A 22,531-nucleotide genomic window follows, 5' to 3' on the forward strand; every position below is an offset into this window, starting at 1 on the left:
GAAAATTATTTCGATTAATCAATCAGTAAAAATCCACACAAGTTGTTCTTCAATTTTCTTAATGATCTTCTTCCTGGTTCGTCACCAGCAAGCTAGGTCGGCTATATTACTCTTAATCTCTTAAAAGTCAACAGGTAATTTCGATATTTTTAAAACTTATCTCTCAAACCAACTTACCATCAAATTCATCACTTAAAGCAACCAACTTAATCACAAGTAACTGTTTTTCAACAAGTTTCTATCTGCATCACCGCCGATGGATGTGCATTATAGACCATCTCATCCCCTTTGCAACCTTTTTTTTAAATCAATATCATCAACTGGATACTTTTTAAGCTTTTTAGCATTTTATCTATATTATTTGATCAATTTTACATTGATAATAGGTTATCAATTTTGTATTAAAACATATCTCCACCCAACTGCACATTTAAGTATTAGCCTGGCTGGCGGTTAAGGAATTATATGAATTATTCTAATTTAATTTTACTAAGCGTATTATCTGTAGGTGTTTGTACCTCTCTATATGCTCAAGAAAATACTATAAGTGAATCTTCTGATGCTAGCTCACTAGAAGAAACAGCACCGACTCATACGCGCTCACAAATTATTAAAGATTTAAAAAATATTAAAGTTAAAGATTTAAAAATTAATGCGAATGCAGCACAACCAGATCCTGTAAAAGACCCATTACAATCATTAAATCGTCCAATTTACTCATTTAACGACATGTTGGATCGAAATTTTTTACGCCCAGTTGCTGTGCAATATAGAGAAAAGACTCCAGAAGATGTCCGTGGTTCTTATCGTCAGTTCCGTAAAAATCTTGGAGAACCTTGGAATGCTGTTAACCAGCTTATTCAAGGTCGCCCTGGTCGTGCAGCAAAAACCATAGGTCGCTTTACAATTAATACATTAACGACTCTTGGATTAGCTGACCCTGCCAGCCGTTTAGGTTTACCGACTGAAGAAGAGAATTTTGGTGTAACTCTTGGTTACTATGGTGTTCCTTCTGGCCCATTCCTGATGTTGCCTTTTTTCGGGCCAAGTACCTTACGTGATGGTTTTGGTTTAGCAGTAGACGCCCAAGCACGTCCACAGAAATATGTTATGGATGATCAAGAGGGTCTTTATTGGTCAAGTAATATGTTACAAGCGGTTGATACACGCGCTCAATATCTAGACCTAGATCAGACCTTACAAGGTGATCAATATGCCATGATTCGAGATTTATATCTGCAACGTAAAGCATTCCAAATTGCAGAGAAAAAGGGCGACTCAGCTGATGTATCTTTCATTGATGATGACTCAGAAGATACACCAGATGAGAATCAAAACCCTTAAAAGATGAAATCGAGGTATTGCCCGGATAAGAGTTGGGCAATACCTTGATTTTGATCAAACATACTCTATGATGAATAAAGTGATCATATAAAAGGACTACCATCTCTTCTATGTATTTTATTAAACCGACACGCTCTATCCCTTATTTAGAGCAAGCTTTGGATAAATTGCCAGGCTTACAAGTCATTAACATAGATGATTTAGATTTATATGATCCAACCATCATTGCAATAGCAGATGTACAAGATTTCCTGACATATAAATGGAATTTACCAACGATTGTCATTGCTTTTGAACATGAAGGTAGTGCTTTAGCTCAAGCTTGGGAAGCGGGTGCTCTTGCAGGTTGGGTATGGAATCAACTACCTAACGATTTAAATAAAGCATTATCAAGAATCGATGCTCAATATAAACGTAATCAAGATAGTCGTGATTTACCTTCAGCTGCTGAACTACAAAAAAGACTATTACCTAATCCAATTGATTTATTAAATTATCAAGTCGAAACTTTCTTTCAGCCTTCAGCTTATCTTTCTGGTGATTGGTATGACTACTGGAAATTAAACGATAAGGAAGTTTTATTTTATCTTGCCGATGTTTCAGGACATGGTGTGACCAGTAGTTTATTAACTTCTTGGATGGCAGCTTTCCATGGCCGCTCTAAAACCCCAAGACAATTAATAAAAAAATTAAATGGAATGTTGGTTCAAGAGAATATTGAAAAGCACATTACGATTGTGGTGGGTATTTTAAACCTTGAAACACATACACTTCGCTGGTCAAGTGCTGGGCACTACCCTCCTCCTATCATTTTTGAACCAAATCAAGCTCCAAAAATTTTAACAACAAGTAGTTTCCCATTAGGCTTGACTGATGAACTCGAAGTTGAAGAGCATGTTTGTACATTAAATCATCAAGCACGCTTCATTGTTTGCTCAGATGGAGCACTTGAACCTTTTGATGGTGGGTTAAATGATCAGTTCCAACAATTGGTTCATCATTTGCAAAATCAATCATTCCAAGCACCCGATCATGTGGCTGATGACATTGCCATTTTCAGTCTTTGTCGAATGAATTAATTTACAAATCAATTAATTACATAATATACGACTTAAGGACTCTTGAGTCTGCGATGGCACTATGTGATAATTTTTCTATCCTTCTCTGAAAATGGCATTTATATGTCAACAGGTCATGTTGAATATGCAAGTTTAAATGGAACGCATATTTTCAAACTTATTGGTGAAGTGCGAGCCCATTCTTGTATAAGTCTAGACAAACTTTTAAACAGAATTGAACAGCAAGAGAATGTTGTTGGTGCAATCGTTGATTTAACCCAAACAACATTTATTGATAGTACGGTGTTAGGCATCCTAGCTAAGCTAGGTTTAAAGCTTAAACAAACTCATCATATTCAAGCTGTGATGCTATCTACCAATCCAGATATCACAACCTTAGCCAACAGTATGGGGCTAGGGCAGGTTTTTGTCATTTTGAATTACTGTGGCGATCCCAACGTTTGCACATTAACGTTAACTGATGAACAGATCACTCATAATGCAATGCTAAGAACAGTTCTGGATGCACATAAGACATTGATGAAACTCAATGCAAACAATCAGAATATGTTTGAGCCACTTGTGAAGCAGTTACAGAAAGAACAAGATACGCTTGAACAGGTATCAGATAAGCAAAATGCCTGACTTTAATCATTAAGCCGGATTATTAGAATATGACCCTTATTTCTGTTGCTCAAATGAACTCTCAAGATGATATTGAAAATAATTTTCAAGTCATTGAGTCGTTGATTCAACAAAGTAAGGCGCAAAATGCTAGCCTGATTGTTTTCCCCGAAAACTTTGTATGTTTTGCAGCTGGAAAACAACGCGAAACAGCTGAGCAATTTGAGTCTATTCAACAACGGCTTGAGAAACTAGCACATCAATATCAAATCTGGATTGTGGCCGGTACCTTACCATGCCCATTTCGTCCAGATGGATCTACCATTCAAGATGGTCGAGTCCGGACGGTTAGTCTTTGTATTAGCCCTGAGCGTACAGAAGCACGTTATGACAAGATCCATTTATTTGATGTACAAGTGGGTGATGCTGTCGGTGGTTATCAAGAGTCTCGTTTCTTTGAACCTGGAACAGACGTAGTAGTCACATCTACCCCTTTTGGCAATATTGGCTTAATGGTATGTTATGACTTACGTTTTCCAGAGCTTGCTCTAACTCTGAGACAACAAGGCGCTCATATTCTTACTGCCCCTGCTGCATTTACTTATACAACTGGACAAATGCACTGGCAGCTTTTGCTACAAGCTCGGGCAATGGATAGCCAATGTTATGTTTTAGGCGCAGCACAACAGGGCTGGCATGGTGAAAAACGACAAACCTGGGGACACTCTGGGGCAACAGATAGTCGTGGTCAAATTTTAAGTATGATTGGATATGAAGGGAGTGGTTTAATCACTGTACCCTTTGATTTAACAGCACAAGAACTCGTCCGCTCTTCAATGCCTCTCATGACTCACCGTAAATTGATTCATTATTAAAAGTTTAATTATTCATGTGGAAATACTTATTTAGCATTTTTTGCTTGGGGGCAAATATTCATTGTTATGCAGAGCTTGGTACAACAAACCATTTTGTTTCGCCTACTGCACAGCTCAAATCAGATATTCTTCCAGAAACTCCTAAAAATATCCCCTTGCCCGCTTTTGGCCAAAGAATTATTGGTTGGGGTACAGGCGCAGAAGGTGCAAGACAACGTTTAGAAAATATTCAGCCAGCAGATGTTTCTGTAATTAAAAAACAAGGAACTACGCTTGAAATGATTACTGCATGGCAAGATTTTTATGAACAAGAGCAGCAACGTAATGCAAATAATCCTACTGCGAAGTATCGTGCGCGTTTAATGAAAAAGATTGCAGATTTGTGGTAAATACAGTGTTCTAAAATATTTTTATCTTATGGAATAATTGATCTAATTATTCCATTTTTTATGTGCGCTCATTTGTTTTATTCATAAACTATTCTGATGAACATTTAAGAAACTGAATAGAACGCGATATACTACAAAAGCAATACTAGTTTCTTTGAGGAAGATATGGACCAAGACTGTCAAAACTTAAAGCTTGAGAATCAATTATGTTTCCTCATTTATTCAACGAATTTAGCGCTTAATCAACTCTACAGAAAACTTCTAGCACCTTTGGGCATTACCTATCCCCAATATTTAGTGATGTTAGTGTTATGGGAGCAGGATGAAGTGACTGTTTCAGAAATTGGAGCTAAACTTTTTTTAGAATCATCTACCCTCACTCCTATCTTGAAAAAGTTAGAAGCCTCGCATTTACTTCATCGTACCCGTTCAACTCAAGATGAGAGACAAGTGATTATTACGCTAAGTGATGAAGGAAAAAAATTAAAAGATCAAGCAATCCATATTCCATCAGGCGTATTAGAAGCAAGTTCATGTGATATGACAACACTACTCGGCCTTAAAGATCAACTTACTAAACTCCGTACAAACTTAGTCAAATAAACAGCAATTTTTTTAAAAAATATACTTGTCAAAATAATTAAGTCGTGTACGATATATTTGTATTCAATTTATTTTAGGAATAAAAACGATGTCATTAGAAAAAGTTGTTTATCGTGCAAAAGCTAAAGCAACCGGTGGTCGTGATGGCCGTGCGACTTCATCAGACGGCGTATTAGATGTACAACTTGGTGTACCTAAAGAAATGGGTGGCGCTGGTGGTGCTGTAACAAATCCAGAGCAACTATTCGCAGCTGGTTATTCAGCATGCTTTTTAGGTGCTTTAAAATTTGTTGCAAACCGCGATAAATTTAACATTAGCAAAGACGCTTATGTAGAAGGTGAAGTAGGTATTGGTCCAATTCCTACAGGTTTTAGCATCGAAGCGACTTTAAATGTTTACTTAGTGGGTATGGATCGTGAAGAAGCTGAAAAGTTAGTTGCAGCAGCTCATATTGTTTGCCCATATTCAAATGCAACTCGCAATAATATTGATGTGACGTTTAATATTGTGACTGAATAAGTTTTGATATTTAAAAAATGCCCGAATCAAATCGGGCATTTTTTACATCTTAAATATTATGCTTCACTTGCCTCATTGGTTACGCGAAGTACTTCTTCGAGTGTAGTTTTACCTGTAAGTACTTTGCGCAAACCATCGTCACGAATAGAACCTGAATACTCACGAGCATGATTTTCTAATTCATATTCAGCTGCGTTACCATGAATCAGACGGCGCATAGGTTCATCAACTGGTACGATTTCATAAATCGCTGTACGTCCATTAAAACCTAAATGTGAACAATGATCGCACCCTTTAGCTTCAGGTAACTGCAACAACGGTTCATTATTAATATGCTGAAAAACCTGTTTCTCAAAAGTATCTGCTTCACGCCATGTCATACAATGTGGACATAAAGTACGAACCAAACGTTGAGCAATCACCCCAATTAAAGAACTTGATAATAAGAAGGGTTCAATCCCCATATCTTTAAGTCGAGTAACTGCACCAATAGCTGTATTGGTATGTAGTGTTGATAAAACTAAATGTCCTGTTAAAGATGCTTGAACTGCAATTTCAGCAGTTTCTAAATCACGAATCTCCCCCACCATCACCACATCTGGATCTTGACGTAACATTGCTTTTAAAGCACGAGCAAATGTCATATCCACTTTGGTATTCACTTGTGTTTGACCAATACCTTCGAGTTGATATTCGATTGGATCTTCAGCAGTTAAGATATTACGGGTATTGTCATTTAGATCAGATAAGGCTGCATATAAGGTGGTCGTTTTCCCCGAGCCAGTAGGCCCTGTGACCAAAATAATACCGTGGGGACGATGTACTAACTGAGTTAAACGCTCATAGTCATTAGCCATTAAACCCAAGTGAGTCATGTTGAGTCGGCCCGCTTGTTTATCAAGCAAACGCATAACGACCCTTTCACCATGTGACGATGGCAAAGTTGAAACACGCACATCCACTTCACGGCCTGCAAGACGTAAAGAAATACGACCATCTTGTGGTACACGTTTTTCAGCAATATCGAGCTTCGCCATAACTTTAATACGCGAAACCAGTAAAGGCGCCAATTCACGGCGTGGCTGTACAATCTCACGCAATTGGCCATCTACACGTAATCGTACAGATAGTTTCTTTTCAAAAGCTTCAATATGAATATCAGAAGCCCCTACTCGAATTGCTTCAGAGAGAAGTGCATTGATCAGACGAACAATAGGTGCGTCATCTTCTTGGTCCATCAAATCTTCTGTTTCAGGAACCTGATCGGCCAAACTCAATAAATCCGGATGATCTTCTAAACCAGCTGCAACTTGTTGTGATTCCCCTGTATCACCTGCGTAACTCGTACTTAAGAGCGTATTAAATTCTTGTTCAGTACATAATTGATAATGAGCTGGCTTACCCAAGATGCGTCTTGCTTCCTGTAATGCAATTTTTTCAGTGTTTTGACGTCTAATAATAAATACCTGATCACCGTCATAACGAAATAAAACACCATGACGCTTGGCAAAACTATATGGAACTTGTATTTGTTTCAATATTTGCATCACAATTTATAATGATGAGTAAGATGATTTTGAGTGTACTCTAAGCAGATTACAGCGTGAAGTCTGTTTAACAACTCGGTAGAGGAATTTTGCGTCTTGTTTGAAAATAATGAATATCAGCCTCGCCCCCAGAATTCTTTAAAATGGTGGGGTGAACAGCACTTTGAAATTAACCAGTCCAAAGCATGGCAATTCGGTTCAATGCTCTTTCGTTTAACACGTGGCATAAAAGAATGGCGCATCGAATATTATCGTCCATCTCTCCAAGATGATAATGAACAAGATTGGCACCCAATTGCCGATCCACATTTTGCCTTTCCGCATACGGTTCAAGTAGAACGTTACATGTTTCGAAAGACTAATCCAGAATTTTTACTGATGCCACGTCTGGCAGATCGTTCTGTGGTCATAAAACCTGTTGATCCTATTTACATTCCAGCAGGTCAACGTGGGACTCTATATATCAGCACACCATTATGGATTGCAGGCTTAGTTGAAAGTCAGCATGAACCTTTGTTTGAGATTCCCGTGATTCAGCCTAAAGATACGTGGTTTGGTCCTAATGCACAGCAAGGTGAAATCTGTTATGCCACTTCCGTGGATGGCCGTACTGATTTGAATCTATTAACACCACGCGCTTTCCGTGCTGTTACTCCAATCGACTTTCACAACACAAGTAATCATCAATTACGCTTTGATCGTATGAATGTGCCAGTTACCGCCCTTCCTCTTTTTTATAGTGAAAGTACAGGTCGTTTATGGACTTCACAAATTAAAGTTTATTATGAGGGTTCTGATCGTCCGGCACGTATTCGTATTGAAAATCGTACGCCACCTCTTGCTGGTGAAGTGACCTATGTTCACCCACCACGTTCACCTGGTGGAGCATTATTCAATATGTTTGATTCATTCTTTTAAGAGGTTTATATGGCTGATTCAAATATTCCAAAAGATATCGCTGATAGCCTCAAAAGCATATTTACCAATATCAATACCGAACGTATTAGTGAAATTTTAGTCGCTGTTGTACTGTGTTTCATTGGCTTTGTTCTTGCCCGTATTATTTCCAATACGTTTATTAGAACCATTGGCTCACGTTTTAATGCTCACCAACGCCTTGTATGGCGCCGTGGTATTTTTTATTTCATTTTCTTACTCTTCATCATGACGAGTTTGAAAGAAGCTGGGTTCAAACTTAGTGTATTCCTCGGTGCAGCAGGGATTTTAACTGTAGCACTCGGTTTTGCATCGCAAACATCTGCCAGTAACTTGATTAGTGGTTTATTTTTGATTGGTGAGGGTTCATTTGAAGTCGGTGATACGATCCAGATTACTCTCATTCGTGGTAATACAATTGAAGGCGAAGTCATTTCAATTGATTTGCTTTCGGTAAAATTACTTACACTCGACAATGTCTATATTCGTTTGCCGAATGAACAGCTTATTCGTGCGCCTGTACACAACTTGTCTAAATATCCGATACGACGTATCCCAATTACGCTCGCAATCAACTTTCACGAAGATATTATTAAAGTCCGTGAGGTTCTACTGAATGTAGCAGCTCATTATCCACTTGTACTGGATGATCCAAAACCCGCAGTTACGGTTACCGCATTCAGGGAGTCATCAATTGAGCTTTTATTCACAATGTGGTGTCGACAAGAAAACTCTTTAAAAGTTCGAGATGAAATGCAAGAACGAATCAGAAATGGATTTTTAGATAACCGAATTGAAATTCCTGTTCCTAAAATGGGCTTGATTGATCGGCCGTCTACCGGTTTTGCTGAAGACGATATCGATCAATATAGCAATCAAAAAGAGTTAAAACGAGAGCCTAAAGCTTAGGCTCTTGATTCTTCTGCGCGGTAGACGACGGGGGTAATGGCGCAAGATAAGCAATAATTAACATTACTCCACCTGCTCCAATAAACGAAATGACTCGGGTTAATGTCGCACTTTGTGATAGATCAAGCAAAATCAACTTTAATACCACAATACCTAAAAGTGCAGCACCTACAAACCAGAGTTGACGAATCATTTTACGGCTTGAGAATGTAGTTAATACAAATGCCAAAATGACCCAAAGCAATGTCAAACTTAACTGCACTTCACCATTCGTCCAAATTGCTAAGCTCCATAGTGGTGTCCCCCAGTAATGATGTAAGCCCCTAACGACCACACTACTGAATACCAATAACCCAGCTAAAATTGTTGTAATTTTAAAAGTCCACTCTAGTGATTTATCTTGCTCAAAAGCATGTTGATAAATAATAAAGAGCAGACCTGCAAATACTACAATAGAAAGAAAATCAGTTAAGTTAAATAAAGGAACAAAATAAAGGTACTCAGCAGAGTGGCGATCAACGCTCACAACTAGCAACCAAATTAAGCTTAAACACCAAACCGGAATTTGATGCAACAATGTAGTTTTATGAGCCTTATACGTCCAAAGCGAATAAACCACAGGGATAAAAGCCAGAGCAACAACTGGCATTTTTGGAAAGATCGCCAAACCAACTACTGCTAACGCCAACCAGCTTAAACCAGCCCAGACATTTAAGTACCCAGACTCATCCGACTGCGGTTGAGCCATAAGAAATAAGGCACTTAGAATAATGGTAGCGACCAGGAAAGAACTCTGCTGTAATAGATCGGTCCATTTAAACAGAATGAATACTTGACTAGTAAAGGCTTCACCCAAAACTAACAACAGTAACAGGCTAATTAAAATTAACTGCAAACTTTGCCATTGCACACGAAGTTTATAGTGAACGACTGCGCTAAATATTGCGATTAGAACTACGGCGAACATCAAATATGGACTCAAAGAATGATGATGCCATGCCATTATTTCTACACCAGCTACAGCACCCGCATACATTCCTAAACACAAGAAAATGCCACTAAACATGCTTGCGCTAAAATAGCGTTGCTCTTTACTGTTGTATTGCAATAAATAAAAGGCAGAAATAAATTGGGCAATTGCATAGATGCTTGTGCTTAGCGTTGGGAACTCTTCATTGGCCCAAACCTGATAAAACAGCGCAATAGAGCTGAGTAAAACTAAAACTACGCCAATATATCGGCTTAAACGGTAGCGCTCAGTTACTCCCCACACAATTAAAGCTGTACCTTGAGCTACCCAACCAATTGCTGTCCAATGTGCTCCTTTTGCAAGTGGAAAGATTAAGGCAAAAAATGCAACGGCGAGGATGAAAAAGCTTTTGGCAAGAACTGAAAGCTGAGGATGAGTTTTTTTAATCCAAAAAGTTAATAGCGCATATGTACCCGCCAAGACAGCAGCACCAATCGTCAACGCTTGTGTAGACTCATGTACTAAGTAAGCATGTAGCGTAAAGCCCAGCACAGGCACACTAAAAATAAGACCCACATCTAACAGCGGAGGTAAACGAATACCTTCTTGTTTTTCACTTGCTGACGTCCGAGATATATTTTGGCTATAACGAACACTAAGCCAAATAAACAGTGCGATATGGCACCACAAAATCCAGTCTAATGTATTAAATTTTTCGGGTTCTGCATAAAATGCGATTGCACTACCACCAATAAACATTGTGGCAAAGAAAGCAATTTGATTTAAGATTTTCCAAGGCTGAATAAAATTAACCGCAGCAACTGCTAAGTTAATTACTAAGTAGTAGCTAAATAGGAAGGTTACATCAGGGCGATATTGCGGAATAACTAAAGGAGCCGCATAAGCCATACCAAGTGCTAATATTGCCAAATAAATAGCTTGTTGTTTTAAGCTCAGGAATACCGTAATAGCTAATAAAATAGTAAACAGAATACTCGCTGTAGTTAGGTTGGCAATTACACTAAAATGATGTGAGAACACAAGTGTCAGGAATACAACAGCCAGCCCGACACCTTGCAATGCCACAGCAAAAAGCTGATTTTTCTTTTGCAATGTATACCCAAATGCCGTTAACACACCTCCAGCAATCGCAATAAATCCAAGTTTCACACCTAAACTAAGTTGCCAACGCTCGCTTGCAAAACGTAATAGCAACACTACCCCAACCATAAGCACAGCAACAGCAACTCTTAAGATTGGATTGCCATGAATCATCCAATCCACGGCTGGTTGCCACCATGCAGTCTGTACATGGGCTGATTGTTCTGTTTGATTTAAAGGTGCCGTTTCTGCTGGGACTAGCGTGTCCGTATTGCTGGCACTAACTTGTTCTATTACAGGATTTATAACTTCTGTTTGTATGGTCTCATTTACATGAACAGTTTGTTTTGCTGACTCGAGGTATAATAGTCGAGTATGAAATGCACTGATGGTTTGAATCAAACATAGCAATAAAACCAGTAAAGCCCCACCAGCCATCCACATCCAATGATTGATATAAGCAACTAATGCAACCAAGGCTGCTGCATAAATCACTGTTCTTTGCATGTGAATAGAATAAAGTGGCGTTTTCTGCCGAGAAAACTGCTGTTCTAAATGAGTTAAACGCTCATGTAGATTTGACAGTAATTGAACTAGAATGACAGTAAGCGCAATAGATAAAGCAATCACGACACTCTGAAATTTAAAACCAATTGAAATGGCTAAAAACAAAGTCAAAGCGATCAAAACAATGATCATTCCCTGTTTGTCTTTTTTATACATGGGCTTAGCAATATGACACCTTCATTACAGGTCATCTTACTTCAAGCCAATACAAGCGTATATTTATACATACAAAATACTGCAAAAATCATAAACCTGCATTCATAGCCGTTTTCACGTAAAATACCTGTAATTCAGATTAAGGAATTGTTCAATGCCACCATTTGTCTTGGTTGATGGGTCCTATTTTTTATTTCGTGCATATCATGCATTACCACCATTGACGACCTCTACAGGGTTACATACCAATGCAATACGTGGGGCAATTTCTGCCATTCAAAAATTAATGCGCCGTATGCAGCCGACACATATGGCTGTCATTTTTGATACGCCTGAGCCAACTTTCCGCCACAAGCTTTCACCTATTTATAAAGGTGATCGCCCTACCATGCCGGAAGAGTTATCTCAACAGATTCCATATTTGCATGCATTGATTAAAGCTCAGGGGATTCCTTTATATAGTCTTCCGGGTGCAGAGGCAGATGACATTATCGGTACACTCGCTAAACGTGCCGTACTCGAAGGCCACCATGTACTTATCTCAACCGGCGATAAAGACATGGCTCAGCTCGTCAATGATCATGTAAAACTTGAAGATAGCTTTAAAGATCGTGTCATGGATACCGACGGGGTATTTGAAAAATTTGGTGTTTGGCCAAATCAAATTATCGATTACTTAACCCTTATGGGCGATGCGTCTGATGGCATCATGGGTGTACCTGGCGTAGGTGCAAAAACAGCAGCTAAGTTACTAACTGAATATGGCACTTTAGACAATATTATTGCCAATGCAGACCAACTTAAAGGCAAACTTAGCCAAAATATTAAAGATAACTTAGACAATATTAAGCTTGACCACCAGTTAGCTAGTATCGTCTGTGATCTTCCTTTAGAACTCGATTGGCATGAGTTAAAGCTTACCGATCCAAACGTAGAAGCTCTACGTAATCTTTATACTGAGCTTGAGTTTAGAAACCAATTACAGTCGCTTGATCATCCAAACAATCCAAATAGCTCAAGCTATAAACAACAAGCTTCACAGACTATTGTTCAAAATGAAGTTAAACCTGCTGAATCTATAGAAACTGAAGATCAAGCAAGCTTAACCAGTCAAGATGACCAGCTTGGAACTGCAAATTATCACACTGTTTTAACCCAAGAAGCATGGGATCAGCTCTGGCAACGCATGCAAAATGCCGATCATTTTGCTATTGATACAGAAACTACAAGCCTTGATTACCGTATTGCAGAGATGGTTGGTTTTTCAATCGCATTTGATGCGAAAGATGCCTACTATGTTCCATTAGCGCATAATTATGAAAATGCGCCGCAGCAACTAGATCGTGATCAAATTCTGGTTCAAATTAAGCCTGTGCTAGAAAATGAAGCAGTTAAAAAAATTGGGCATCACCTTAAATATGATGCCCATATCTTTGCCAATCATGGCATAGAACTTAAAGGCTGGTATTTCGATAGCATGCTTGCATCTTATGTATTGAATGCAGCGGCCACTCGTCACGGCATGGATGACGTAGCTCGTGTCTACTTAAGCCACTTAACCACCACTTTTGAACAAATTGCTGGTAAGGGTGCTAAACAAAAGACTTTCAATCAAATTGAGATTGAAGTTGCTGCTCACTATGCTGCAGAAGATGCTCATGTGACCTATCGTTTGTATGAAGTGCTTTCAAACAAACTTAAGCCATTTCCTGAGCTAGAAAATATTTTATATAACATCGAAATGCCAGTTGCCCGTATTTTATCGGGTATGGAAGAAGATGGTATTCGTCTAGATCATGCCTTCTTAGATAAATTAAGCGTTGAATTTGCAAAAACGATGGAAGGGCTTGAAAATCAAGCGATGGAAATTGCAGATGAAACTTTTAATATTGCATCTCCTAAACAAGTAGGTGAAATCCTATTTGATAAATTAGGAATCAAAGGCGGTAAAAAAACTGCAACTGGACAATACAGCACCAGTGAAAGTGTTTTAGAAAAAATTGAACATCCTTTAGCGGAAATTATTCTAGAGCATCGCGGTTTAGCAAAGCTAAAAAGTACCTATACTGATCGTCTAGTTGAGCAATCTCATAACGACACGCATCGTGTACATACAAGTTATCACCAAGCACTTACAGCAACAGGTCGCCTCTCCTCTTCAGATCCTAACTTACAAAATATTCCAATTCGTAGACAAATTGGGCGCCAAATTCGTAAAGCATTCATTGCGCCAGAAGGTCGAGTATTATTGGCTGCCGATTACTCGCAAATTGAATTACGTTTAATGGCTCATTTTTCTCAAGATGATGCGTTAGTACATGCGTTCCAGCACGGACAAGATGTTCACCGCCGTACTGCTGCAGAAGTATTGGGTATTGCTATCGAAGATGTGACCAATGACCAACGCCGTCAAGCGAAAGCAGTTAACTTTGGCCTACTTTATGGTATGTCTGAGTTTGGTTTGATTCGTCAATTAGGCTTTACACGTCAAGAATCGCAAAACTATATTAAGCAATATTTCCAACGCTATCCTGGCATCTATGAATATATGCAACGCACACGTCAAGTTGCATCAGAGCAAGGTTTTGTTGAAACTATTTTAGGTCGTCGTCTTTATACACCTGATATTGATGCACGAAATGTAATGGTACGTAAGGCTGCTGAACGTGCTGCAATTAATGCGCCTTTACAAGGTAGTGCTGCTGATATCATTAAACTCGCAATGATTGAAGTCGATAAAATCTTGCCAAAAGATCAAGCCAAGTTACTTCTTCAAGTACACGATGAATTAGTATTTGAAGCAGATCAAAACATTGCCGAGGAGCTCTCTAAGCAAATCGCGACTGTCATGGAATCTGTAGTAAAAATTTCTGTACCTTTAGTTGTTGAAGTTGGGCAAGGGCAAAACTGGGATGATGCCCATTAATTAATAGAAATAAAAAAAGGGCTGTATTAACAGCCCTTTTTTTATTGCGTTAAGTTAAAGTCCTGTTAAAAGAACTTTTGCAACTTCATTCATTAAGATCTCGGCAATATAAAGCGCTAAAAAGGCCAAAATTGGAGATAAGTCAATCATTCCCATATTAGGCAATAAACGACGGAATGGTGCGAGTAATGGTTCAGCTAAATCTTGAATCACTTCAATATAAGGTGAACGCGATTGAGTGAACATAACCACCCAACTCAAAATAATTGTCGCGAAAATTAAATAACGGCAGAAACGGATCAGGTCCTGAATCATAGTCACAAATGTCAGAATCACTAAGTGAACCGGACTATTTGGCATAGAACCAGAAAGATACATCACGCCAAAAATTTTCAGCAAATATAAAATAATTAAAAGAACCAACGCAGCCAAATTAAATCGGCCTTTTGCGACCGTCGGAAAAATTCGGCCAAAAATATCAACAATTTTAGTCGCCTTTACGGTCGATAAAACCACAGGATTATAAGGACTTACTGCCGCCAATTGCATTAAAAAACGGAAAAAGACCAATAAAATCGCGACATTAATTAAAATTCCAAAAATTAGCGCAGAATTTGCACCCATAGTTGTCTTATCCTATTTAAGCTATTTCGCACTGTCACTCAATTCTTGAGCCAATTCTTGACTACGCTTCTGTGCAGCAGCCAATGCAGATTGAATATTTTGGGAGATTTGTGCACGGTCAAAAACTTCAAGTGCAGCTTGAGTTGTGCCATTTGGCGATGTCACATTCTTACGAAGTTCAGAAGGAGTGTTTGAACTCGTAATTGCCATTTGAGCTGCACCTAATGCCGTTTGAAGAGTCAACGCAGTTGCAACTTTTTCATCAAGTCCTAAATTTTTACCCGCACGGATCATACTTTCCATGAGATAGAAGAAATATGCAGGACCTGAGCCAGAAACCGCTGTTACCGCATCAATTTGAGCTTCGGAGTTTACCCAAATTGTTAAGCCTGTGGCTGCTAAAATCTGACTTGTTAATTCACGATCCGAAGTACCTACTACATCATTTGCATAGATACCATGCGCACCCGTCTGAACTAGAGCTGGCGTATTTGGCATAACTCGAACAATTCGATTGCTATCAATTAAGTTTGATATCGTTTGAATTTCAGCACCAGCAATAATTGAAATAACCAATTTATCTGATAACAGTCCTTTTAAAGGACGTAAAACAGTCGCCAAAACTTGTGGTTTTACTGCCAGTACAACGACATCAGCATTTTTAATTGCAGCTACATTATCTTGTGTCACATGGACTTCTTTTTCTTGCAATAATTGACGTATTTGCTCAACAGGATCTGAAACGGTAATACGTGTTGGCGGTAAACCTCTTGAAATGAGCCCACCAATCAAAGCTTGGGCCATATTACCACCACCAATAAAACAGATATTACTATTTACTGCACTTGTCATAACCATCTTCGCCATTTACCAGATTACAAGAATAAGAAATTAAATCTGGTTGCCATCCTCCTTGCTCACAATACGGAGACTGAGCCAACCAAAATCCTTTCGGTGTAAAAACCCCAAGCATAACATTATCTATGACTAATATTTGAATTGTATGACGAAGCCAAGGCAAAATATGTGCTTCTTGAATTGCTTTTTTTAATGGCCATTGCCCAACACGACCATATAAATGGACCTTTTCACCACCTTGGCGTCGAATAATTTTTAATTTTTTATTTAATAAAGATGCAGACAAACCCATATTTTTTTGAGTAATTTGAAAATATCCTGAAGCACAATGCACTATTTCCCCCATTTGGAAATAATGCTCTGTCTCGGTTTCAACTGGATTTAATTTTTCAACAAGAAAAACTTGCTTACTCAACCTATAAAGATGATGTTGATAACGAACATAATAAAACTGGTTCCAGTGTAATGCCGCTTGTGCATCAGACTTCGAATTAATTACTTCATTTTTTAAACGCTCAACCATTTCAAATGCAGGTCGATATTGCCCATCACCTTTCATCCAAACCGAAAGCAATTGACGCTGACGGGCAGAAGATAGTTTTAATAGCTGATTTAAGTCCAAACATTCGTCCGTACCACAATTTTGCAAATCAACTTTTAAAACTTCTTCTAAAATTTCAGAAGCATCTTGCATCAGATAGCTGGTACGACTAAGTGCTTGCTGCATTTTTGGAAAACGGTTTTGTAAGAAGGGCCAAAGTTCTTCACGCGACCACGCCCGATCATAATGGATATCGTAATTTGTAGGATCATCTATATACTCAATTTCAAGTTGAGTAGTCCACTCGGCAATCTGCTCACGGGTTAAATCCAAAAAAGGGCGCCAAATTGTCATATCTACACGATGATCAATACACTGCATAGCAGCAAGCCCATCAACACCCGCACCCGACAATAAACGCAATATTACTGTTTCAGCTTGATCTTGCTGGTGATGAGCAAGCAATAAAATTTCGTTGGCTTGTAAATGTTGTAGATAAGCGTGATAACGTGCCTGACGTGCTTGAGCTTCCAAATTACCGTCAGTAACTTGAACTTTTTGAATGGTATAAGGAATATTTAAACGAGTCGCTTGTTTAGCAACGAGTTCGCCCCACTCTACACTTTTTGATTGCAGTTGATGATCTATATAAATTACTCGGATCTTTTGAGGGAAAATTTGAGACATCAAATGTAGTAGCAGCATTGAATCCATGCCGCCACTACATCCAATAAGAAAAGTACTATTTTCTGAAAACTCTTGAGCCTGTTTTAAGACGCAATGCCTAAATTTTCGCTGCCAAACTTCATTAAACGTTGATAACGTGCTTCGCATCGTTCATTTGCATCCATTGGTAGCAACTCATCCAAAGCTTGCTTCAAAACTACTTTTAGGTTTTGCATAACTTGCTCAGGGTCTAAATGAGCCCCTTCGCCTTCATCTACTACGTATTCAACAATACCTAGAGATTGTAATTTATCTGCTGTCAAACCTAAAGCTTCACTTGCTTGAGCCGCTTTTTCAGCAGTTTTCCACAAAATAGATGCACAGCCTTCTGGTGAAATCACAGAATAAATACTATGCGACAACATAATTACTCGGTCAGCAACACCAATACCTAAAGCACCACCAGAACCGCCTTCACCAAGTACTGTTGCGACAACAGGAACTTTCAAACTTGAAAGCTGAGCAAGGCTAGTTGCAATTGCTTCAGCTTGTCCACGTTCTTCAGCACCAACACCTGGATAAGCACCCATAGTATCAATAAATGTGAAGACCGGAAGGTTAAAACGCTCTGCCATATCTAATAGGCGTTGAGATTTACGGTAACCTTCTGGGTTAGCCATACCGAAGTTGTGCTTTAATTTTTCACGGGTACTACGACCACGGTGTTGGCCAATAACCATCACAGGCTGACCATCAAAACGAGCAAGACCACCTACCATCGCACCATCGTCACCAAACAAACGATCACCATGCAAGGCATCAAACTCTGTAAAGATTTCACCGACATAATCTAGAAACTGCGGACGATCAGGATGACGTGCAATTTGAACCGTTGTCCACGCTTTGGACTGAGTAGCTTTTTTCATAGGTCGAATATTATCCCTTTAATCGATAAATTTTTCCGACTGAATATTCAATTCAATGTCCCAATGCTTAAACTGCTCTTGCTCATCATGCAAGTCGGCAACTAACAATGGCCATTGTTTGGCATCACCAGAAACACTAAGTTGCCATTGTTGATCATTTATGATGGTCAGTTCAATGGCAGGAAGCATCTGATCACTTCGACTATGGTTGAGTAAAACTGCTAGGCGAAGTAATAAACATAGATAAAGTAATTTATTACCACCAGCCTTCAAAATTTCATTTTTTACATCATTTCGCAATTTACGACGGTGGTGAGCGACCAAATGTGAAAGGTGATTTTGATCAATTTGTGAGAAGCCCGGAATATCAGAATGCTGCAATAAATAAGCACCATGACGGTGATACCCACCATGGCTAATCGCCAAACCAATTTCGTGCAAATAGGCAGCTCGGCGCAGTAAGTCACTGTCTTCACTCGTTAAATTAAGCGATTCTGCAACACCATCAAATAATTGTTGTGCTGTATTTACGACTCTTTCTGCTTGTTTTGGATCAGCGTTATAACGTCCCATTAAAGCTTGTACACTGCGATCGCGGATATCTTCATGTTTAAAACGACCTAATAGGTCATACATGACTCCTTCACGTAATGCACCATCAGAATATGCCAAACGATCAATTTCTAAAACTTCGAAAACTGCGTACAAAATTGCCAATCCGGCTGGCAAAACTGCTCGTCGGTCTTCTCTTAACCCTTCAAAATCAATTTCAGAAATATTTTTAAACTTAAGTAATTTATCTTTGAGTTTATATAAGCCTTCTCGAGTAACGTTTTCTTGTTCATCACTCAAGCCCATATTCACCATAATTTGGCGGCAAGCTTTAATGGTTCCACTAGAACCAACTACAGTATCCCAACCTTCCATTTTATACGTTGTTGCAATAGCTGAAAGTTCTTTACGGGCAGCAACTACTGCTTTATCAAAGGCTTTTTGTGTGATTTCGCCATCGGCAAAGTAAGCTTTTGTATAAGCCACGCATCCCATTTGCAATGACTCAGTGTAAATAGGTTCAAACTCTTCACCAATAATGAACTCAGTAGAACCACCACCAATATCTACAACTAAACGTCGACCACCATTTGCCATGGTATGCGATACGCCAAGATAAATCAGACGTGCTTCTTCTCGCCCAGCAATAATTTCAATAGGTTTAGGCAAAATTTCTGCTGCTTTTTGAATAAATTCATGGCCATTTTTTGCCTGACGCAAAGCATTGGTCGCCACAATTCGTAAGCGATTTGGTTGAACAGAACTTAATCTCCCTACAAAACGAGCCAAGCAGGCTAAGCCTCGTTGCTGAGCGGCTTCTGTTAGGTTTTTATTCTCATCTAAACCAGCTGCGAGCTGTACTTTTTCTGACATCGAAGCAACTTTTTTAACTTCGCCATGATCTACCCGTGCAATTGCAAGGTGAAAACTGTTCGACCCCATATCTATGGCGGCAAGTAATTCTTCATCAATCAGAAAATCAGACATTATTGAACTAAACCCATAACAATTCACGCCTAGAGTAATTCACAAGAATGCAATTGAAAAGCCATTTTCATCAACAATTAGCTGTGATTTAAATTTTTCTATTTATTAGTTGATTGTACAAGTCGATGATGAATATCGTGAGCATCCATTAGACAAATTTAGTTAAGCCTTGAATAATAGCATCAAACCCTTACATTGAACTAAGTAGCTATGTAATACTGATAGAGATAATTTCTCCTGTAATAGCACTTTTTTCTAAAAATTGGAGCCGTACCATGTCTGCGACTATTGTAAATACAACTGATGATAACTTCCAAGCAGATGTTTTAGATGCTGAAACCCCTGTACTTGTTGACTTCTGGGCAGGATGGTGTGCACCTTGTAAAGCGATCGCACCTGTTCTTGAAGACCTATCAAGTGAATATGCTGGTAAAGTAAAAATTGTTAAAGTTGATGTGACTTCTTGCGAAGATACAGCAGTGAAATACAACATCCGTAACATTCCTGCTTTACTACTTTTCAAAAATGGTGAAGTTGTAGCTCAACAAATTGGTGCTGTACCTCGCTCTAAACTTGTTAGCTTTATTGATGAAAACGTTTAAGTCAAAATGCTAAAAAAGAAAATACGCTATACTTTTTTATAGCGTATTTTTTTCGCCTATAAATTGACAAATTTGCTAGGCTGGCTTATATTGCATGCTCAAGAGGCACTGAAGGGAATCATCTTCGTCCGGCTTCTTACAAGACACAAACATAAAGATCGCCACTCGGCAACAGAAATTGTTTTTTCACATTTCTCTTCGAAACAATTAATCAGACTTCTGAATTGTTATTGTGTAAATACAATTGCGATAATCTTTTTTGTATGCGAGCGATTTTTCTCCTTTTTAAACCACACTCTACTCTTTCCTAATTCTGACCCTTATGAATTTAACTGAACTCAAGAAAAAACCAATCGGCGAACTAATTAAAATTGCTGAATTTATGGGCCTGGAAGGTATGGCTCGTAACAGAAAGCAAGATATTATTTTTGCCATTTTGAAACGCCATGCGATGAATGGCGAAGAAATTTTTGGTGACGGCGTTCTCGAAATTCTCTCTGATGGTTTTGGTTTTTTGCGTTCTGCCGCAGGTTCGTATTTAGCAGGTCCGGATGATATTTATGTGAGTCCTTCACAGATCCGACGCTTTAACTTGCGTACAGGTGATACCATCACAGGTACTATTCGCCCTCCAAAAGAAGGTGAGCGTTATTTTGCGTTGCTCAAAGTTAACCAGATTAACTACGACACGCCAGAAAATTCTCGTAATAAAATTTTATTTGAAAACTTAACTCCCCTTTTCCCGACCGAACAATTGGTTATGGAATTAGGTAATGGTACGACAGAAGACTTAACTGCTCGTGTCGTTGATTTAGTTGCGCCAATTGGTAAAGGCCAACGTTCTATTATTGTTGCACCGCCGAAAGCGGGTAAAACAATGTTACTTCAAAATATTGCTCAATCGATTGTTAGAAACAATCCAGAAGTATTCCTGATCGTTCTATTAATTGACGAACGTCCAGAAGAAGTAACCGAAATGGAGCGTACTGTTCGCGGGGAAGTTATTGCGTCAACCTTTGATGAAGCACCAGCTCGCCATGTACAAGTTGCAGAAATGGTAATTGAAAAAGCTAAACGTCTTGTTGAACATAAAAAAGATGTTGTGATTCTTCTTGACTCTATTACCCGCCTTGCACGTGCTTACAACACAGTAATCCCATCATCAGGCAAAGTGTTAACTGGCGGTGTAGACGCTCATGCATTAGAGCGCCCTAAACGTTTCTTTGGTGCTGCACGTAATATCGAAGAAGGTGGTTCACTTACGATCATCTCTACTGCTTTGATTGAAACAGGCAGTAAAATGGATGATGTAATTTATGAAGAGTTCAAAGGTACAGGTAACCAAGAGATTACGCTTGATCGCCGTATTGCTGAAAAACGTGTCTTCCCTGCTATGAATATCAAAAAATCTGGCACACGTCGTGAAGAGCGTTTAATGGATGAAGATAAATTACGTAAAGTATGGATTCTTCGTAAGCTACTTCACCCTATGGATGAATTGGCAGCAATGGAATTCTTACTTGACCGCATGAAAGAAACCAAAACAAATGATGATTTCTTTGATCAAATGAAACGTAAAGCTTCAACTTAAGTAATTAAGCCTTCAAAAAAAGCCACTCTTTTGAGTGGCTTTTTATTTGGTTGACAAGCTTTACACAAAAATACATTTTGCTTATTTTTATGTAAAATTATTTATAAGCTTTTGATAATAAATATTTTTGCATAAAAAAGCTTAGTTTTTTTAGTAGCTTACCTCTACCTTTTCCAATATACACGAGCTGATTAATTGTTTTTTTCTGTTAAAAAACAGTCTGTTTTTCTCTTTTTCATACGTTTTTTTGACAGACGACAGTAGTATTTCAGCATTTGCAGTGATAGCATAGCGGCAGACCAGTTAGACTGCTCCATGCGTTGTTACCTAGCTACGTTTTAGGAATAATAAAAGCAAAACAGTCCAACTTAGGTTTTTTTAATCTCAAATCTTTTTTGTGAGAGTGATGCCATGTTATTCAAAAAATTCGCTGTTGCTGCTGCTGTTGCTGCTACTTTAGCTTTCGTTGGTTGTTCTAAGAAAGAAGAAGCTCCTGCTGCTGCTTCTGAAGCTGTAGCTGCTGCTTCTGAAGCTACTGAAGCTGCTTCTGAAGCTGCTGTAGCTGTTGACGCTGCTGCTTCTGAAACTGCTGCCGCTGCTTCTGACGTTGCTGCTGCTGCTTCTGACGTTGCTGCTGCTTCTGCTGCACACTAATCTAT

General features: G+C 38.8%; 21 protein-coding genes. 13 read left to right on the forward strand and 8 right to left on the reverse strand.

What is annotated here, in order from left to right; all coding sequences use genetic code 11:
* The first annotated feature begins 465 nt into the window (after positions 1-465).
* From ACTJJG_RS04385 to ACTJJG_RS04415, 7 genes are all read left to right on the forward strand, one after another.
* On the forward strand, positions 466-1,344 hold the full coding sequence (locus ACTJJG_RS04385; RefSeq protein WP_002117157.1) for an MlaA family lipoprotein: 879 nt from the start codon (positions 466-468) through the stop codon (positions 1,342-1,344).
* 110 nt (positions 1,345-1,454) lie between these two features.
* Positions 1,455-2,423, forward strand: a complete 969-nt coding sequence (gigA, locus tag ACTJJG_RS04390; protein WP_002117221.1) for an RsbU family protein phosphatase GigA — start codon at positions 1,455-1,457, stop codon at positions 2,421-2,423.
* 102 nt (positions 2,424-2,525) lie between these two features.
* Positions 2,526-3,047, forward strand: coding sequence for an anti-anti-sigma factor GigB (gene gigB, locus ACTJJG_RS04395; protein ID WP_002117273.1), 522 nt, complete (start codon positions 2,526-2,528; stop codon positions 3,045-3,047).
* Between the two features lie 29 nt (positions 3,048-3,076).
* Positions 3,077-3,901: a carbon-nitrogen hydrolase family protein gene (locus tag ACTJJG_RS04400; protein ID WP_005066320.1), complete on the forward strand. Its 825-nt coding sequence runs from the start codon at positions 3,077-3,079 to the stop codon at positions 3,899-3,901.
* 14 nt (positions 3,902-3,915) lie between these two features.
* A complete protein-coding gene (locus ACTJJG_RS04405; protein WP_005066318.1) occupies positions 3,916-4,290 on the forward strand; it encodes a DUF4951 domain-containing protein in 375 nt (124 codons plus the stop codon).
* Positions 4,291-4,455: 165 nt separating this feature from the next.
* Positions 4,456-4,893 carry a MarR family winged helix-turn-helix transcriptional regulator gene (locus ACTJJG_RS04410; protein ID WP_005804299.1) on the forward strand — a complete coding sequence of 146 codons (438 nt, stop codon included), beginning with the start codon at positions 4,456-4,458 and terminating at the stop codon, positions 4,891-4,893.
* Positions 4,894-4,981: 88 nt separating this feature from the next.
* Positions 4,982-5,413: an organic hydroperoxide resistance protein gene (locus ACTJJG_RS04415; protein ID WP_005066315.1), complete on the forward strand. Its 432-nt coding sequence runs from the start codon at positions 4,982-4,984 to the stop codon at positions 5,411-5,413.
* A gap of 56 nt (positions 5,414-5,469) precedes the next feature.
* Here the strand turns inward: ACTJJG_RS04415 and gspE are convergent, their stop codons facing one another.
* Positions 5,470-6,960, reverse strand: a complete 1,491-nt coding sequence (gene gspE / locus ACTJJG_RS04420; RefSeq protein WP_005066314.1) for a type II secretion system ATPase GspE — start codon at positions 6,958-6,960, stop codon at positions 5,470-5,472.
* Positions 6,961-7,056: 96 nt separating this feature from the next.
* Between gspE and ACTJJG_RS04425 the strand changes: the two genes are divergently transcribed.
* Positions 7,057-7,878 carry a hypothetical protein gene (locus tag ACTJJG_RS04425; protein WP_002117309.1) on the forward strand — a complete coding sequence of 274 codons (822 nt, stop codon included), beginning with the start codon at positions 7,057-7,059 and terminating at the stop codon, positions 7,876-7,878.
* Between the two features lie 9 nt (positions 7,879-7,887).
* Entirely contained in the window at positions 7,888-8,805 is a 918-nt protein-coding gene (locus ACTJJG_RS04430) for a mechanosensitive ion channel family protein (RefSeq protein WP_005066312.1), read from the forward strand.
* Here ACTJJG_RS04430 and ACTJJG_RS04435 read toward each other — a convergent pair.
* Positions 8,795-11,599 (reverse strand): DUF2339 domain-containing protein, encoded by a 2,805-nt coding sequence (locus ACTJJG_RS04435; RefSeq protein WP_069120336.1) that lies wholly within the window; start codon positions 11,597-11,599, stop codon positions 8,795-8,797. The two genes, ACTJJG_RS04430 and ACTJJG_RS04435, sit on opposite strands and share 11 nt — an antisense overlap.
* Positions 11,600-11,753: 154 nt before the next feature.
* On the opposite strand from ACTJJG_RS04435, the gene polA reads away from it, so the two are divergent.
* Positions 11,754-14,525, forward strand: coding sequence for a DNA polymerase I (gene polA, locus ACTJJG_RS04440; protein ID WP_005078979.1), 2,772 nt, complete (start codon positions 11,754-11,756; stop codon positions 14,523-14,525).
* 54 nt (positions 14,526-14,579) lie between these two features.
* On the opposite strand, the gene ACTJJG_RS04445 is transcribed toward polA, so the two are convergent.
* From ACTJJG_RS04445 to ppx, 5 genes are read right to left on the reverse strand one after another with little or no spacing between them, the layout of a single operon-like run.
* On the reverse strand, positions 14,580-15,149 hold the full coding sequence (locus ACTJJG_RS04445) for a YggT family protein (RefSeq protein WP_000501183.1): 570 nt from the start codon (positions 15,147-15,149) through the stop codon (positions 14,580-14,582).
* Between the two features lie 21 nt (positions 15,150-15,170).
* On the reverse strand, positions 15,171-16,007 hold the full coding sequence (gene proC, locus ACTJJG_RS04450; RefSeq protein ID WP_005804294.1) for a pyrroline-5-carboxylate reductase: 837 nt from the start codon (positions 16,005-16,007) through the stop codon (positions 15,171-15,173).
* Positions 15,982-17,262, reverse strand: a complete 1,281-nt coding sequence (gene tilS / locus ACTJJG_RS04455; RefSeq protein WP_017482375.1) for a tRNA lysidine(34) synthetase TilS — start codon at positions 17,260-17,262, stop codon at positions 15,982-15,984. The genes proC and tilS overlap by 26 nt, the downstream gene beginning before the upstream one ends.
* Before the next feature lie 56 nt (positions 17,263-17,318).
* Entirely contained in the window at positions 17,319-18,140 is an 822-nt protein-coding gene (locus ACTJJG_RS04460; protein WP_005066304.1) for an acetyl-CoA carboxylase carboxyltransferase subunit alpha, read from the reverse strand.
* Between the two features lie 18 nt (positions 18,141-18,158).
* Positions 18,159-19,679: an exopolyphosphatase gene (ppx, locus tag ACTJJG_RS04465; RefSeq protein WP_014208409.1), complete on the reverse strand. Its 1,521-nt coding sequence runs from the start codon at positions 19,677-19,679 to the stop codon at positions 18,159-18,161.
* Positions 19,680-19,954: 275 nt separating this feature from the next.
* Here ppx and trxA point away from each other — a divergent pair, with 275 nt between their 5' ends.
* Both trxA and rho read left to right on the forward strand, forming a co-directional pair.
* The gene (gene trxA / locus ACTJJG_RS04470; RefSeq protein ID WP_002054512.1) at positions 19,955-20,281 is read left to right on the forward strand and encodes a thioredoxin; all 327 of its coding nucleotides are present in this window, start codon (positions 19,955-19,957) and stop codon (positions 20,279-20,281) included.
* A 322-nt stretch (positions 20,282-20,603) separates the two neighbouring features.
* A complete protein-coding gene (rho, locus tag ACTJJG_RS04475) occupies positions 20,604-21,872 on the forward strand; it encodes a transcription termination factor Rho (RefSeq protein WP_002117304.1) in 1,269 nt (422 codons plus the stop codon).
* A 191-nt stretch (positions 21,873-22,063) separates the two neighbouring features.
* Here the strand turns inward: rho and ACTJJG_RS04480 are convergent, their stop codons facing one another.
* Positions 22,064-22,189: a hypothetical protein gene (locus ACTJJG_RS04480; protein ID WP_002117184.1), complete on the reverse strand. Its 126-nt coding sequence runs from the start codon at positions 22,187-22,189 to the stop codon at positions 22,064-22,066.
* A 94-nt stretch (positions 22,190-22,283) separates the two neighbouring features.
* On the opposite strand from ACTJJG_RS04480, the gene ACTJJG_RS04485 reads away from it, so the two are divergent.
* Complete coding sequence (locus tag ACTJJG_RS04485) at positions 22,284-22,526, forward strand: hypothetical protein (protein ID WP_002117215.1); 243 nt, start codon at positions 22,284-22,286, stop codon at positions 22,524-22,526.
* Positions 22,527-22,531 lie beyond the last annotated feature (5 nt).

Origin of the sequence: Acinetobacter sp. 22512 (genome assembly GCF_052044755.1) — a bacterium.
GTDB classification, from domain to species: domain Bacteria; phylum Pseudomonadota; class Gammaproteobacteria; order Pseudomonadales; family Moraxellaceae; genus Acinetobacter; species Acinetobacter pittii.